This window comes from Mycobacterium sp. IDUB_39, assembly GCF_055419205.1.
Genome location: NZ_JBVAXF010000004.1, coordinates 93,722 through 107,567 on the forward strand (window position 1 = coordinate 93,722; position 13,846 = coordinate 107,567).

Consider the following 13,846-nt stretch of genomic DNA (forward strand, 5'->3'; position numbering starts at 1 on the left):
GGGTACTGTCACACCGTGGGATACCCGGATAACGTGTTGGCGGCCGACGAGCGCGTCGTGCTGCACCGCCATCCGCACTGGAAGCGGCTGATCGGTCCCGTGCTCATCCTGCTGCTGGTGACGGCCCTCGCGGCGTTCGGCGCAGCTGTGGTGAACAACACCGCCTGGGATCAGATGGCCAAGAACATCGTCATGATCGTCATCGGCGTGATCTGGCTGATCGTCGTGGGTTGGCTCACCGTGTGGCCGTTCCTCAACTGGCGGACAACCCATTTCGTCATCACCGATCGGCGGGTGATGTTCCGTCACGGCCTGCTGACCCGGGCGGGTATCGACATCCCCCTGGCGCGGATCAACAGTGTCGAGTTCCGCCACGGACTGCTCGACCGGATGGTGCGCACCGGCACCTTGATCATCGAGTCAGCAGCCCAGGATCCCCTTGAGTTCCACGACATCCCCCGCGTGGAACAGGTTCACTCACTGCTGTATCACGAAGTCTTTGACACCCTCGGCTCCGAGGAATCGCCCAGCTGATCACGTCGCACGTGCCGTCGCTCCTGCGTATTTGCGGCTCGCCGCAGTGGAGTCACCTTGCCGTTCTGCGTGCCAGCCGATTTGCCCAGCTGATGGTGGCGCTCGAAGTCGTCCTCGAGAACCTCGGCGATACCGCCTGCCGTCATGGTCGCCTCGATGGCCTTGTCCGGAGCGCGGCCGAACTCGTCGGGGAACACCCAACGCCGAAACGCCCAGAACCGGAACGCCATCTGCAGCAGATTGCCGATGATGTACGCCGAGATGAAGTCGGCGATGTTCTCGACCGTGAGCGACACCTCGGGGACCCGTAGCCCGAGAACGTAGCTGGAGAAGTACAGCGGGGCCATGGCCAGCACCACCCCGACACCGCTGACCCCGAAGAACAGCAGCGCCTCGTGATGCCGCTCGCGGCCGCCGCGGTCGCGGAAGCTCCATTCCCGATTCAGGATGTAGGACGCGATCACGGCGACGACGCCCGCGATGATCTTGGCCGTGACGGGCTTGGGCTCGAGGATGGTGAGCTTGAGCGTGAAGAAGATCGCGGAGTCGATGATGAACGTCGTGCCACCGACGATCGCGAACTTGATGAGTTCATGGTGCCGCTCGGCGAATGGCCGGATCACGCGGGGTAGCCGCGCAATGGTGGCATCAGCGAAAGACACAAATGGTGAGTGTACGGAAATCACGTGCCCGACGTGTACCCGTGCAGGTCGCGGCCCATACGGCAGGCCGTGCAACGGACCGTCCAACAGGCCGTCAGGATGGCCGTTGAGGGCGTGACACCATTGGCACCGTGAGCGCACCCCCTGTCGTGGCGATGATTGGTGGCGGCCAGCTGGCCAGGATGACCCATCAGGCCGCCATTGCACTCGGCCAGACCCTGCGGGTGCTGGCCGCCACACCCGGCGACCCCGCGGCGCAAGTCAGCCCCGACGTCGTGATCGGTGCCCATACCGATCTCGAGGCACTGCGGCGGGCCGCCGCCGGCACCGCGGCTCTGACGTTCGACCACGAGCACGTCCCGACCGACCTGCTCGACATTCTGGTCGCCGAGGGCGTCAACGTCGCCCCGCCGCCGCAGGCACTGGTGCACGCCCAGGACAAGCTCGTCATGCGCAGGAGGTTGGAGGAGCTCGGAGCGCCGATACCGCGCTTCGCGGAGGTCACCGATCCCGCTGACGTGGACGCGTTCGCTGCCCGTGTCGGCGGCCCCATCGTGGTCAAGACCGCCCGCGGCGGTTACGACGGCCGAGGAGTCACCCTGGCCAAGGATCTCGCCGAGGCGCGGGAGACCGCGCAGCGCTACCTCGCCGACGGTGCGCCCGTGCTGGTCGAGGAACGGGTGGACATGCGGCGCGAGCTGTCCGCGCTCGTTGCCCGGTCGCCGTTCGGGCAGGGGGCGGCCTGGCCGGTGGTGCAGACGGTCCAGCGCGACGGCATCTGCGTCGAGGTCATCGCACCCGCACCGGACCTCACCGGAGAACTGGCGGCCACCGCGGAGCAGTTGGGTCTGCGGCTGGCCGGTGAACTCGGTGTCGTCGGCGTGCTGGCGGTGGAACTGTTCGAGACGACCGATGGCGGGCTGCTCGTCAACGAACTCGCGATGAGACCGCACAACTCCGGCCACTGGACGATGGACGGCGCCGGCACCAGCCAGTTCGAGCAGCACCTGCGGGCGGTCCTGGACTACCCGCTGGGCGCCACCGGGCCTATCGCACCGGTGACCGTGATGGCCAATGTCCTGGGTGCGCCGCAGGCGCCGGCGATGGCCATGGACGAGCGGCTGCATCACCTGTTCGCGCGGATGCCCGACGCGAAGGTGCATCTGTATGGCAAGTCGGAGCGCCCGGGCCGCAAGATCGGCCACGTGAATATCCTCGGTGGGGCGCACGGAGCCCTGGACGACGAGGCGTATGTGGCCGACGTTCGGGAGCGGGCGACCCGCGCCGCGCACTGGTTGTCACACGGCATATGGACGGACGGATGGGACCCGCATGGTGGATGAGCGCTCGCGCGAAGACAAGTCGACCTCAGAGCCACGCGTCGGCGTGATCATGGGCAGTGACAGTGACTGGTCGGTCATGGAGGACGCCGTCACTGCGCTCGCCGAGTTCGAGGTGCCCTTCGAGGTCGGCGTGGTGTCCGCACACCGCACCCCCGGACGGATGCTCGACTACGCGCGCGGTGCCGCGGCGCGGGGTATCGAGGTCATCATCGCCGGAGCCGGCGGCGCGGCCCACCTGCCGGGCATGGTCGCCTCCGCGACACCCCTACCCGTGATCGGCGTTCCGGTACCGCTGGCGCGCCTGGACGGTATGGATTCGCTGCTGTCGATCGTGCAGATGCCCGCGGGCGTTCCGGTCGCGACGGTGTCGATCGGTGGCGCACGCAACGCGGGCCTGCTGGCCGTGCGGATCCTCGGCTCAGCGGATGCGGGCCTGCGCGCACGCATGGAACGCTTCCAGGCCGACCTGGAGGCGATGGTGTTGCAGAAGGACGCCGCTCTGCGCGACCGCTTGCTCGGTGCGCCCGACACCCAGGGTAAAGTTACTGGCGAGTAGCTAGGAGTTCACGCATGGCGATTGGCAATCCGTCCTTCGACGTTTTCAAGTTGTCCGACGAGCACAACGAGTTGCGCAGCGTATTGCGCTCCCTGTGCGAGAAGGAGATCGCGCCGTATGCGGCCGATGTCGATGAGAAGGCCCGTTACACCGACGAGGCGCTCGCGGCGCTGAACTCATCGGGTTTCTCGGCGATCCACATCCCCGAGGAGTACGGCGGCCAGGGTGGCGACTCCATCGCGGCCTGCATCGTCATCGAGGAGGTGGCCCGAGTCTGTGCGTCCTCGTCGCTGATCCCGATCTGCAACAAGCTGGGCACGATGGGTCTGCTGTTGCGCGGCTCGGAGGAACTCAAGCAGCAGGTGCTGCCCTCGATCGGCGCGGGTGAGGCCTCAGCGTCGTACGCGCTGTCCGAGCGCGAGGCCGGTAGCGACGCCGCTGCGATGCGCACGCGGGCCAAGGCCGATGGCGACGAGTGGGTACTCAACGGCTCGAAGTGCTGGATCTCCAACGGTGGTCACTCGCAGTGGTACACCGTCATGGCCGTCACCGACCCCGACAAGGGCGCCAACGGCATCTCGGCGTTCGTCGTACACGAGGATGACCCCGGCTTCAGTGTCGGGCCCAAGGAACGCAAGCTGGGCATCAAGGGATCTCCGACCACCGAGTTGTACTTCGAGGACTGCCGCATCCCCGGTGACCGCATCATCGGTGACCCGGGTACGGGCTTCAAGACCGCGCTGGCGACGTTGGACCACACCCGTCCGACCATCGGCGCGCAGGCCGTCGGTATCGCCCAGGGCGCGTTGGACGCGGCGATCGCATACACCAAGGAGCGCAAGCAGTTCCGCAAGGCGATCAGCGACTTCCAGAACACGCAGTTCATGTTGGCCGATATGGCGATGAAGATCGAGGCCGCTCGCCTGATGGTCTACTCGGCGGCGGCGCGCGCCGAGCGCGGGGAACCCGATCTCGGCTTCATCTCCTCGGCATCGAAGTGCTTCGCCTCCGATGTCGCGATGGAGGTGACCACCAACGCCGTCCAGCTGTTCGGCGGCTACGGCTACACCGTCGACTTCCCGGTCGAGCGCTACATGCGTGATGCCAAGATCACCCAGATCTACGAGGGCACCAACCAGATTCAGCGCGTCGTCATGTCGCGCGCGCTGCTCAAGTGACCGCCTGCTGACTACGTCAGCTCGGTGGTGACCTTCTCGGTCTGCACGCGTCGATCGCGCTGCCCGGCGTCGGGATGAGCCACCTGTACCAGTGATGCGCCCGCGGCGAACACCGCGAGCATGTTGTTGACGACATCGTCAGCGGTGTCCCACGACGCGCTGGACAGCACGCGATCAGTCCCGGTCCAGCCGCGCGATTCGGCGTGCGCCGTTGCCGCGGCGAGAATCTCGGTCACCGATCGGCCCGCCAGGGCCGGGCCCGGGTTCGGCTCCGGGGTGATGCCGTCACCGTGCACCCGCACCGACGTGGCGTAGTCGGTGATGCCGAAGGGCAGTCCCTCGACCGGCTTGCCGAACGCGTCCAGCGACAACGCGACCACCTCACCGCCCGGCACCACAGCGGCATCGGCCTCGTCGAGACGGTCGGCGGTGCAGCAGGCGATATCGCACTCACCACCTCCCAGCACAACCTCGGCACCGATGTACCAGATGCCAAACAGGACGCCGACGGTCTGCCAGTGCGCGGGAAGTGCCAGTCCGACACGGGTTCTGACGCCCGCGCCGAGTTCGTCGCGCAGCAGGTTGCCGGTCTTGGCGGCCCAGTTCGACAGCGTCGCCGCAGAGAGCTCGATGCGCTCACCCGTCGCGTCGTCGTAGTAGGTGATGAACGGTGCTGCGGAATTGGACGCGAGCAGCGGGTCGAGGACCGCGCCGGTGACTGTCAGCTCACGCACGCAGGATCATCCGATCCGGCGGTGAGAACCGGTGATGGCAACGGCGCCTCGACCGCGGCCTCGCCTGACGCCTGATCCACCGTCTGGCCGGTGTCCTCGGTTCCCAGACCCGAACCGGGGCCGGTGTAGTCATCGGCGAGCACCACTCGGACCGTTCCGGGGGGCACCGCGGCGTTCTCGACGATCTGCAGGTTGCCCAGATCCCGCGAGACGGCCTGGGCGCCAAGGTCATCAGACTTCGCGGCCTGCACCTGACTTGACGGCACACGCTCGGCCTCGTTGTTACCGACATGCCCCTCGATGAAACCCTTGCCGGTCAGAACGTCCGACACCGCGGCGGCCAGGCCGTTGATGTCGGAGTCGTTGACGACTTCGGTCGTGGTCTTGTCCGGCGAGTAGGCGATGACCTCGGTCTTGCCCTCGTCCTGATCCTTGAGCAGACCGTTCACCCAGTCGCGCACCGCATCGGGATCAACCCGAACCACGCTCTGCATGCCGTCGTCACTCCAGCCGTCCTCCTGCAGAACGGGAATCGTCGCGAAGGCGACGTTACCCGCCGCCAGTTTCTGCAACTGGTCGACGAACTCCATGATGTTCCAGCCGTCCGAGAGCACCACCGATCGCTGCACTGCCTGCTCGAGACGGTTGAGCGTCGCCGGGCTGGACAGCGTCTTGCTGGAGATCACCTGGTGGGCGAGCGAGGCCATCACGGACTGCTGACGAGTGACACGGTCGAGATCGCCACGCGGTAGGTCATGACGCTGGCGGACGAAGCTCAGTGCCTGGGGGCCGTCCAGCTTCTGCCAGCCGGCGGGGAAGTCCGCACCCGAGAGTGGTTCGTAGACGGGATCCTTCAGGCACACGTCGACACCGCCGAGGGCATCGGTGATCAGTGAGAAGCCGAGCAGGCCGATCTCGGCGTAGTGGTCGACGGTCACCCCGGTCAGGTCGGCGACCGTCTCGATGAGTGCCTCACGGCCGGCTTCGACCGCCTTGGGCTCGGCAGTCGCCGGATCCTCGCCCTCGACCTCGACGAGCTGTTTCATCTCGTCGAGTTTCACCGCGCCGAACACGCCGTTGATCTTCGTCTTGCCGAAGCCGGGCGCTGCCACGTACGAGTCGCGGGGAATCGAGATCGCGGTGGCGGACTTACCGTTGTTCGGGATTCGGATGAGGATGATGGTGTCTGTGTTGGTCGCCACGTCGTCACCGGCGCGCAGCGTGGCCAACTCCTCGGGGGACAGCGGGTTGCCGTGTGCGTCGGTACGGCTGTCCATACCGACCAGCAGGACGTCGATGGCTCCGTCCTCGCCGCCACCGCCAAGCGCCTCCGCGCTGATGTGGTTGATGCCGGACTCGAACGAGCGGATCTTGCCCCAGGCGACGCCGGTGCCCACGACGACCACCGACGCTGTGACCACGGCAATGGTGCGGGCAATGCGACCTGGCATCAGCCCAGGCTACTGGCGAGGTGCCCGCGAAGTGGTTAGCGCCGACCGGCGTGCCAGACTCGAGTACATGGATCAACGTGTGGTCATCACCGGTGCAGGAGGGCTCGTCGGGCGGGTTTTGGCAGCTGAGGCGGGTCGCCGCGGCCATGAGGTCCTTGCGCTTTCATCGGCCGACTGTGACGTCACCGACGCGACGGCCGTCGAGCGTCATATCTCGGCCGGGGACGTGGTGATCAACTGTGCGGCCTACACCAGGGTCGACGACGCCGAGCGTGACGAGGCCAGGGCGACGGCGGTCAACGCGACCGGTGCGGAGAACGTCGCACATGCCTGTGCGCGCGCCGGAGCCGATCTGGTGCACATCTCCACCGACTACGTGTTCAGCGGTGACTTCGGTGATGAGGCTCGTCGCCCCTATGAGATCGATGACCTGACGGGCCCACTGAGCGCCTACGGACGCAGCAAGCTCGCCGGTGAGTTCGGCGTGTTGACCGCCATGCCCGACGCGTTCATCGTGCGCACCGCCTGGATCTTCTCGGGCACCGGTTCGGACTTCGTCGCGACCATGCGGCGCAAGGCGGCGGGTGACGAGACCATCGAGGTGGTCGCCGACCAGATCGGGTCGCCCACCTACGTCGGCGATCTCGTCGAGGCTCTGCTCGAGGTCGCCGAGGGCACCATTCGGCAGCCCGTGTTGCACGCCGCCAACCTGGGTGAGGCGAGTCGCTGGGAGCAGGCCCGAGCGGTGTTCGAACTCGCCGGTGCCGATCCGGAGCGCGTGCGGCCCGTCGACAGCGAACGCCACCCGCGCCCCGCGCCGCGGCCGCCGTACTCGGCGCTCGGGTCGCAACAGTCGACCGAAGCGGGCCTGACTCCGTTGCGGCATTGGCGTGAGGGGCTGGCAGAGGCCATGTCGGTGCCGCTGTCGGAGTAGCTGAAGCGTCGCAGTCACCGCGCACCGACTCCGGTAGGTTCGTCAGCATGAGTCGACTGTCGGCAACCGTCCTCAAGCGCTTCACGATCGGCTTCGCGGCCATTCTCGTGGCGGCGATCGTGACACCCAGCGCCAACGCGGCCCCGCCTGCGGTCCCGGCAGGGGGCTACGGCTTCGGTGACGGCGCCCAGATGACGTGGCTGGGCTCTGCCGACGTCAACCGTGAACTCGACGCCGTCGCCAAGACCTCCGCGACCTGGCTTCGCGTCCTGATCCCGTGGACCAAGATCGAGACAGCCAAAGGGCGCTACGACTGGGGCCAGACCGACCTGGTGGTCAACGCCGCAGCGGCGCGGGGGCTCAAGGTCCTCGGCGTCATCGCCTTCTCGCCGGACTGGGCCCGCCCGGGTGGGTCGTACTTCACCGCGCCGCCCAATGACGTCGCCGACTACGCCGACTTCTCGACAGCTGTCGTCAACCGGTACGGCGGGAAGGTGTCGAGCTGGCAGCTCTGGAACGAACCCAACCTGCCGCTGTTCTTCGGCTTCACCCCGCACAACGCGCCGCGCTACACCGAGCTGGTGAAGGCCGCGTATCCGGCGATCAAGGCCGCGCAGCCCAACAGCACCGTCGTCCTGGCCGGGCTCAGCAGGCTCCCCGGTGACGAGTCGCCACCGGCGTTCATGGAGAAGATGTACGCGGCAGGTGCCAAGGGCAGCTTCGACGCTGCCGCGGCCCACCCGTACGTCTTTCCCTCGGGTCTGGCCGCCAACCCGGAGAACGGGTTCTCCGACCTCGCGGCGATGCACGACGTGATGGCCGCTAACGGCGACGGCGGCAAGCGGATCTGGATCACCGAGATGGGTGCCCCGACGAGTGAGGACTCCGACGGCGTCAGCCAGGAAGAACAGGCCAAGCAGATCACCGACGTGCTGTCCGCCGTCGCCGCAACGTCCTACAGCGGTCCGGCGTTCATCTACAGCATCCGAGACACCGACACGGCCAACCGTGGCGACCGCGAATCCAACTTCGGCGCGCTCCTGACGTCGGACTGGCAGCCCAAGGTCACGGCCGGCGTTCTGGCCCGCTGAGTCGACGACGCGACACGCGCTGGGTCCAGCTGTATTCGGGCCGCTACCCTCAACGCCGTGAGTGGAATTTGGTGGCCTTCGCGTGAGTGGTGAAATGGTGGCCTTCGCGTGAGCGATGAAATAGTCGTGGTGACGGTGACGTACTCACCGGGCTCGCACCTCGATCGGTTCCTCGCGACGCTGTCGCATGCCACCGACCGTCCCGTCACCGTCGTGATGGCCGACAACGGGTCCACCGACGGTGCGCCGGAGGCGGCCCTCGAGCGCTACCCCAACGTCCAGCTCCTGCGCACCGGCGCGAACCTCGGCTACGGCGGCGCAGTGAATCGGGCCGTCGACGCCTACCTGCGCGATCCGTCCTACTCTGGCGACGCCGAGTTCTTCGTGGTGGCCAACCCCGACGTCCAGTGGGGCCCGCGCAGCATCGACGAGATGCTCGAGGCCGCCGCCAGGTGGCCACAGGCCGGTGCACTCGGGCCGCTTATCCGTGATCCCGACGGCACGGTCTATCCGTCGGCGCGCCACCAGCCGAGCCTGATCCGCGGCGGTATGCACGCCGTCGTCGGTCCGTTCTGGAAGCGCAACCCGTGGACCGCCGCGTACCGCCAGGAACGACACGAGCCCAGCGAACGCACCGTCGGCTGGCTGTCGGGTTCGTGCCTTTTGCTACGCAGGGCTGCCTACGACCAGGTGCAGGGTTTCGACGAGCGCTACTTCATGTATATGGAGGACGTCGACCTGGGAGATCGTCTCGCCGCGGCGGGTTGGTCGAACGTTTACGTACCGTCGGCGGAGATATTGCACGACAAGGGACACGCGACTGGACGCGACCCGGCCCGCAACTTGGCTGCCCATCACACCAGCACCTACACTTTCCTCGCCGATCGGCACCCGGGTTGGTGGCAGGCGCCGTTGCGATGGAGCATCCGATCGGCGCTCGCCGTGCGAGCGGGTCTGGTGGTCCGCAACTCTCGGCGCAAACTGGCGAAAGGACTGCGTTGACCGTGGCAACCCCCGTAGATCCCGCACAGACGGACGCCGTCATCCTGGTCGGAGGGCAGGGCACCCGCCTTCGGCCGCTGACGCTGTCGGCTCCCAAGCCCATGCTTCCCACCGCAGGTCTGCCGTTCCTGACCCATCTGCTGAGCCGTATCGCCGCGGCGGGCGTCAAGCACGTCGTGCTCGGGACGTCGTACAAGGCTGAGGTGTTCGAGGCCGAGTTCGGCGACGGATCGGCCATGGGCCTGGACATCGACTACGTCTTCGAGGAGGAGCCGCGCGGTACCGGCGGTGGCATCGCGAACGTGGCACCGAAGTTGCGCTACGACACCACGCTGGTCTTCAACGGCGACGTGCTGTCCGGAGCCGATCTGAACGCGTTGCTGGCTAGCCACCACGAGCGCAAGGCGGACGTGACGCTGCATCTGGTCCGCGTTGGTGATCCACGCGCATTCGGTTGTGTGCCAACCGATGCCGATGGCGTGGTGACCGCGTTCCTGGAGAAGACGCAGGATCCGCCCACCGATCAGATCAACGCCGGCTGCTATGTCTTCCGCCGCGATGTGATCGACCGGATTCCGACCGGGCGGTCGGTGTCGGTCGAGCGCGAGGTGTTCCCGGCGCTGCTGGCCGACGGTCTCAAGGTCTGCGGCTACGTCGACGCCACCTACTGGCGCGATATGGGTACCCCGGAGGACTTCGTCCGTGGTTCGGCTGATCTGGTGCGCGGTATCGCGCCGTCGCCCGCGCTCAACGGACACCGCGGCGAGGAACTGGTGCACGAGGGTGCGGCAGTCGGCCCCGGCGCCCTTCTCATCGGCGGGACGGTCGTCGGGCGCGGAGCGGAGATCGGCCCCGGGGCCCGCCTGGACGGTGCGGTGATCTTCGACGGTGCCCGCATCGAGGCTGGCTGCGTCATCGAACGCTCCATCATCGGATTCGGCGCCCGCATCGGGCCGCGCGCCCTGATCCGGGACGGCGTCATCGGCGATGGCGCCAACATCGGCGCGCGCTGCGAATTGCTGCGTGGTGCGCGGGTGTGGCCGGGAGTCACGATTCCCGACGGTGGTATTCGCTACTCGACGGACGTCTGAGATCGCACGTCGCGGCGTGCGGCGGCGACCAACTGGGTCAAGCCGTAGTCCGATCCCTCGGGTAACGCGTCAAGACTCCACCACCGCAGGTCCAGTGACTCGTCGCTGCGCGTGATCTCTGCGCCTGGCGGCGCATGGACGACGAACTGCATGTCGAGGTGGCGGGTCGGCACACCGAGCGAGCAGGTCAACGCGTGTACGTGCATCGCGGTGGGCATCGCCTCGATGGTCAGCCCCGATATCCCGGACTCCTCGGTCGCCTCCCGCAGCGCGGCGGCGGCGATATCGGGATCGGCGTCCTCGCAGTGCCCGCCGAGCTGCACCCAGCGGCCGAGTCGGGGGTGAAGCGTCAGCAGGGTGCGGCTGGCGGTGTGGTCGAGCACGAGGGCCGAGGCCGTGATGTGTCCCGGCTCGCACGACCGCTGGCAGGCATCGGGACGCGCGAGGACGAACGCCATGATGGCGTGCCGCAATGAGTCCTGTGCAGGATCGGCTGGTGCCCAACGAGTCAGCGTGTCGACCACCGATGCGTGCAGGCTCATCGGATTACCAACAGGCCCTCGGTGGGGACCAGTGACCGCGGTGTGGTCGGCTCGGCGGGATGGCCTATCGCGATGGCACCCAGCGGCTCCCAGTCGTCGGGGACCTCGAGTTCGGCGCGCACCAGGTCCGCGGCGAATATCGTCGACCCGATCCAGCAGCTGCCCAGGTCCCGGACGGCGAGCGCGACCAGCAGGGCCTGCACCGCCGCACCGACCGCGACCGTGAACATGGTGTGCTCGGCGGCGCTCCGTTCGGCGTCGGGGTAGTCGTGAGCACCGTCGGGCACCATGAACGGGATGACGAGTTCGGGTGCGTCATAGAGTATCTGGCCACGCGCGACGCGACGTTCCACGGCGTCCGCGGGTCGGCCGTCACCGCTCAGATCGGCGCGCCACTTCTGACTCATCCTGTCCAGCAGGCGGTGGCGCCTTTCGGCGTCACGGACCCACACGAACCGCACGGGCCGGGTGTGGTGCGGGGCAGGTGCGGTCAGCGCCTCGCCGATGGCGGTCTCGATGGTGGCACCGTCGACCGGCTCGGCGGCGAAGCTGCGCACCGACCGGCGCATCAGCTGCGCCTGCGTGCGGCCCAGCGCCAGTGCCTCCTCGGTACCGAGCCAGAACAGGTCCTCCTCGCCGGCGCGCACCAGCGTGCGGCCGTTGGACCCGTCGTCGGCCGGGCTCAGTCCGCGGACCACCGCCACCGGGATCGCGGTCAGCTTGCCCTTGACCAGATCGGCGGCGGCGGCGATCTCGTCGGCGACCGCGACCTCGGTCACCACGAGTTCGTTTCCGTGCGCGTCGCGGGCGCCGGCATAGCCGTGCAGCACTGCCAGACCCGCCGCGCCGATCGCCACGTCGGTCTGGCCGTTGCGCCAGGCGCGTCCCATGGTGTCGGTGATCACGATGCCCACTGTGACGTTGAGCATGTCGCGCAACCGGTCTCGTAGGGTAGCGGCGCTGCCGTCGGGATCGGTTGGCAGCAGGGCAAGTTCGGTTGCGTCGACATTGGACCCGTCGACTCCGGCGGCGGCCTGTACCAGACCGATCGCGTTCTCGGTGATCAACGTCTTGCCCTTGCGTGCCAGCACGCGCACCGCTTCGGCGTCGATGAGCCTGCGCCGCAGAGCATCGCGCTCCTCGGGGTCGGTCGGCGCGGGCACGATCCTGCCCTCGCTCTTCGACAGCACCTTGCTGGTGACCACCACGATGTCGCCATCGCGCAGCCACGGCGCCGCGCCTGCTATCGCCGCCGCCACGTCGTCGCCGGGCCGAAACTCGGGAAGCCCCGTGATAGGCAGGATCTCGACGGCCCCGGCTGAGCCGTGATCGACGGTCACCGCTCGTCCATCGAGACGCCGGCCAGCTCGAGACCGCTGCGCACCATCTCGGCGGTCACGCTGGGTTCCGTCATCAACAACGGTACGGATCGCACGTCGACGCCCTCGACCGTCGCGTCATCGCCCTCGTCGATAAGCCAGCCATCCAGGATCCCGGTGCCGCTGCGCGCACCGAAGTGCGCGCCGACGGCCTCCGAGCTGGTCTCGACGTCGATCACCGAAAGGCATTCGTCGGCCATGCCGCGCAAGGCACGACCTGCGACGATGGGGGAGTAGCCGATAACAGGCGCGGCGGTGGAGCGCAGCGCGCCACGGATGCCGGGCACGGCCAGGATGGCACCGATACTGACCACCGGATTGGACGGCGCGATCATCACCACGTCCGCGTCGGCGATGGCCTCGAGCACGCCGGGACCGGCCGCCGCCTTGTCCGCGCCAACGAACGCGAAGCCGTGCGTGGGTATCTGCGCGCGGTAGCGCACCCACCACTCCTGGAAGTGGATGGCGCGTCTGCCGCCGTCGGCGTCTTCGGGATCCGTTACGACCACATGGGTTTCACTGCGGTCATCGCTGGCGGGCAAAAGGCGGGCGCCAGGCTGCCAGCGCGCGCACAGTGCCTCGGTGACTTGCGAGAGTGGATACCCCGCGCGCAACATCTGGCTACGAACCAGGTGCGTTGCCAGATCACGATCGCCGAGTCCGAACCAGTCGGGCTGCACACCGTAGGCCGCCAGTTCCTCCTTGGCGTTCCAGGTCTCGTCGCGGTGGCCCCAACCCCGGTCCGGGTCGATGCCGCCGCCCAGGGTGTACATGCACGTGTCCAGGTCGGGGCATATGCGCACACCGTGCATCCAGGCGTCGTCTCCGACGTTCACCACCGCCGTGAGGACGTGCTCGGCGGGCTCATCGGAAGGTTGCTCAACGGGTGGTGAGCTACTGAACTGGCCGAGTCCCAGCAAATGTTGAACCCCCAGCAGGAAGCGCGCGCCACCCACCCCGCCGACCAGAACCGTCACCTTCACATCGACCGACACTAGGCGTTAACGCCTCCCGGCCGCCTCCCACGGGGGGTATGTGACCGACACGCCGGATTACCGACGCGCCGAACTTTGGTCACAGGATGATATGAATTCCTGTCCTGGCGCTTGACCAGCGCAGCTAACTCGGTGTCTAATCACATCAGTGTCATTTCGCGGTTGGCCGGCCGGTTCCGGTGTCGCAGACCGAGATTCGATCACTTGTTCGAATTGATTTGGCCGCACTTGCAGGGGGTGGGGCTCCAGTGAGCGATCTACGAGACCAGGTGAGGAGGCGAGAAATGTCTTATGAGCGCGTCGATTTCGACAGCAGCATTCGTTTTGACAGTCGGATGCTCGGCTCAGTAGGCA

General features: G+C 67.4%; 14 protein-coding genes. 8 read left to right on the plus strand and 6 right to left on the minus strand.

Annotated elements, in window-relative coordinates:
• Positions 1–15 precede the first annotated feature (15 nt).
• Positions 16–534 carry a PH domain-containing protein gene (locus ACZY0X_RS15790; RefSeq protein ID WP_241400463.1) on the plus strand — a complete coding sequence of 173 codons (519 nt, stop codon included), beginning with the start codon at positions 16–18 and terminating at the stop codon, positions 532–534.
• On the opposite strand, the gene ACZY0X_RS15795 is transcribed toward ACZY0X_RS15790, so the two are convergent.
• Entirely contained in the window at positions 489–1,196 is a 708-nt protein-coding gene (locus ACZY0X_RS15795; protein WP_463771732.1) for a GtrA family protein, read from the minus strand. The two genes, ACZY0X_RS15790 and ACZY0X_RS15795, sit on opposite strands and share 46 nt — an antisense overlap.
• Before the next feature lie 155 nt (positions 1,197–1,351).
• Between ACZY0X_RS15795 and ACZY0X_RS15800 the strand changes: the two genes are divergently transcribed.
• The 3 genes from ACZY0X_RS15800 to ACZY0X_RS15810 are packed head-to-tail and all read left to right on the plus strand — an operon-like array spanning position 1,352 to position 4,273.
• Positions 1,352–2,539: a 5-(carboxyamino)imidazole ribonucleotide synthase gene (locus ACZY0X_RS15800; RefSeq protein ID WP_463772451.1), complete on the plus strand. Its 1,188-nt coding sequence runs from the start codon at positions 1,352–1,354 to the stop codon at positions 2,537–2,539.
• Positions 2,529–3,095 (plus strand): 5-(carboxyamino)imidazole ribonucleotide mutase, encoded by a 567-nt coding sequence (gene purE, locus ACZY0X_RS15805; protein ID WP_463771733.1) that lies wholly within the window; start codon positions 2,529–2,531, stop codon positions 3,093–3,095. Before ACZY0X_RS15800 ends, purE begins: the two co-directional genes overlap by 11 nt.
• 14 nt (positions 3,096–3,109) lie before the next feature.
• Entirely contained in the window at positions 3,110–4,273 is a 1,164-nt protein-coding gene (locus ACZY0X_RS15810) for an acyl-CoA dehydrogenase (protein ID WP_354525360.1), read from the plus strand.
• A gap of 11 nt (positions 4,274–4,284) precedes the next feature.
• Here the strand turns inward: ACZY0X_RS15810 and ACZY0X_RS15815 are convergent, their stop codons facing one another.
• Together ACZY0X_RS15815 and ACZY0X_RS15820 are read right to left on the minus strand one after the other, a co-directional pair.
• Entirely contained in the window at positions 4,285–5,007 is a 723-nt protein-coding gene (locus ACZY0X_RS15815) for a TIGR03089 family protein (RefSeq protein ID WP_463771735.1), read from the minus strand.
• Positions 4,995–6,458 (minus strand): LCP family protein, encoded by a 1,464-nt coding sequence (locus ACZY0X_RS15820; RefSeq protein ID WP_463771736.1) that lies wholly within the window; start codon positions 6,456–6,458, stop codon positions 4,995–4,997. Before ACZY0X_RS15820 ends, ACZY0X_RS15815 begins: the two co-directional genes overlap by 13 nt.
• A 67-nt stretch (positions 6,459–6,525) precedes the next feature.
• Between ACZY0X_RS15820 and rfbD the strand changes: the two genes are divergently transcribed.
• The 4 genes from rfbD to manB all read left to right on the plus strand — a co-directional run bounded on the left by rfbD (position 6,526) and on the right by manB (position 10,576).
• Positions 6,526–7,392 carry a dTDP-4-dehydrorhamnose reductase gene (gene rfbD / locus ACZY0X_RS15825; RefSeq protein ID WP_463771738.1) on the plus strand — a complete coding sequence of 289 codons (867 nt, stop codon included), beginning with the start codon at positions 6,526–6,528 and terminating at the stop codon, positions 7,390–7,392.
• Positions 7,393–7,439: 47 nt separating this feature from the next.
• Entirely contained in the window at positions 7,440–8,483 is a 1,044-nt protein-coding gene (locus ACZY0X_RS15830; protein WP_463771739.1) for a cellulase family glycosylhydrolase, read from the plus strand.
• A gap of 108 nt (positions 8,484–8,591) precedes the next feature.
• Positions 8,592–9,485 (plus strand): glycosyltransferase family 2 protein, encoded by an 894-nt coding sequence (locus ACZY0X_RS15835; RefSeq protein WP_463771741.1) that lies wholly within the window; start codon positions 8,592–8,594, stop codon positions 9,483–9,485.
• Between the two features lie 2 nt (positions 9,486–9,487).
• Entirely contained in the window at positions 9,488–10,576 is a 1,089-nt protein-coding gene (gene manB / locus ACZY0X_RS15840) for a mannose-1-phosphate guanylyltransferase (protein WP_463771743.1), read from the plus strand.
• Here the strand turns inward: manB and ACZY0X_RS15845 are convergent.
• The 3 genes from ACZY0X_RS15845 to cofD are packed head-to-tail and all read right to left on the minus strand — an operon-like array spanning position 10,558 to position 13,480.
• Complete coding sequence (locus tag ACZY0X_RS15845) at positions 10,558–11,118, minus strand: NUDIX hydrolase (protein ID WP_463771744.1); 561 nt, start codon at positions 11,116–11,118, stop codon at positions 10,558–10,560. The two genes, manB and ACZY0X_RS15845, sit on opposite strands and share 19 nt — an antisense overlap.
• Positions 11,115–12,458, minus strand: coding sequence for a coenzyme F420-0:L-glutamate ligase (locus ACZY0X_RS15850; RefSeq protein WP_463771746.1), 1,344 nt, complete (start codon positions 12,456–12,458; stop codon positions 11,115–11,117). The genes ACZY0X_RS15845 and ACZY0X_RS15850 overlap by 4 nt, the downstream gene beginning before the upstream one ends.
• Entirely contained in the window at positions 12,455–13,480 is a 1,026-nt protein-coding gene (cofD, locus tag ACZY0X_RS15855; protein WP_463771748.1) for a 2-phospho-L-lactate transferase, read from the minus strand. Before cofD ends, ACZY0X_RS15850 begins: the two co-directional genes overlap by 4 nt.
• Between the last annotated feature and the right edge of the window lie 366 nt (positions 13,481–13,846).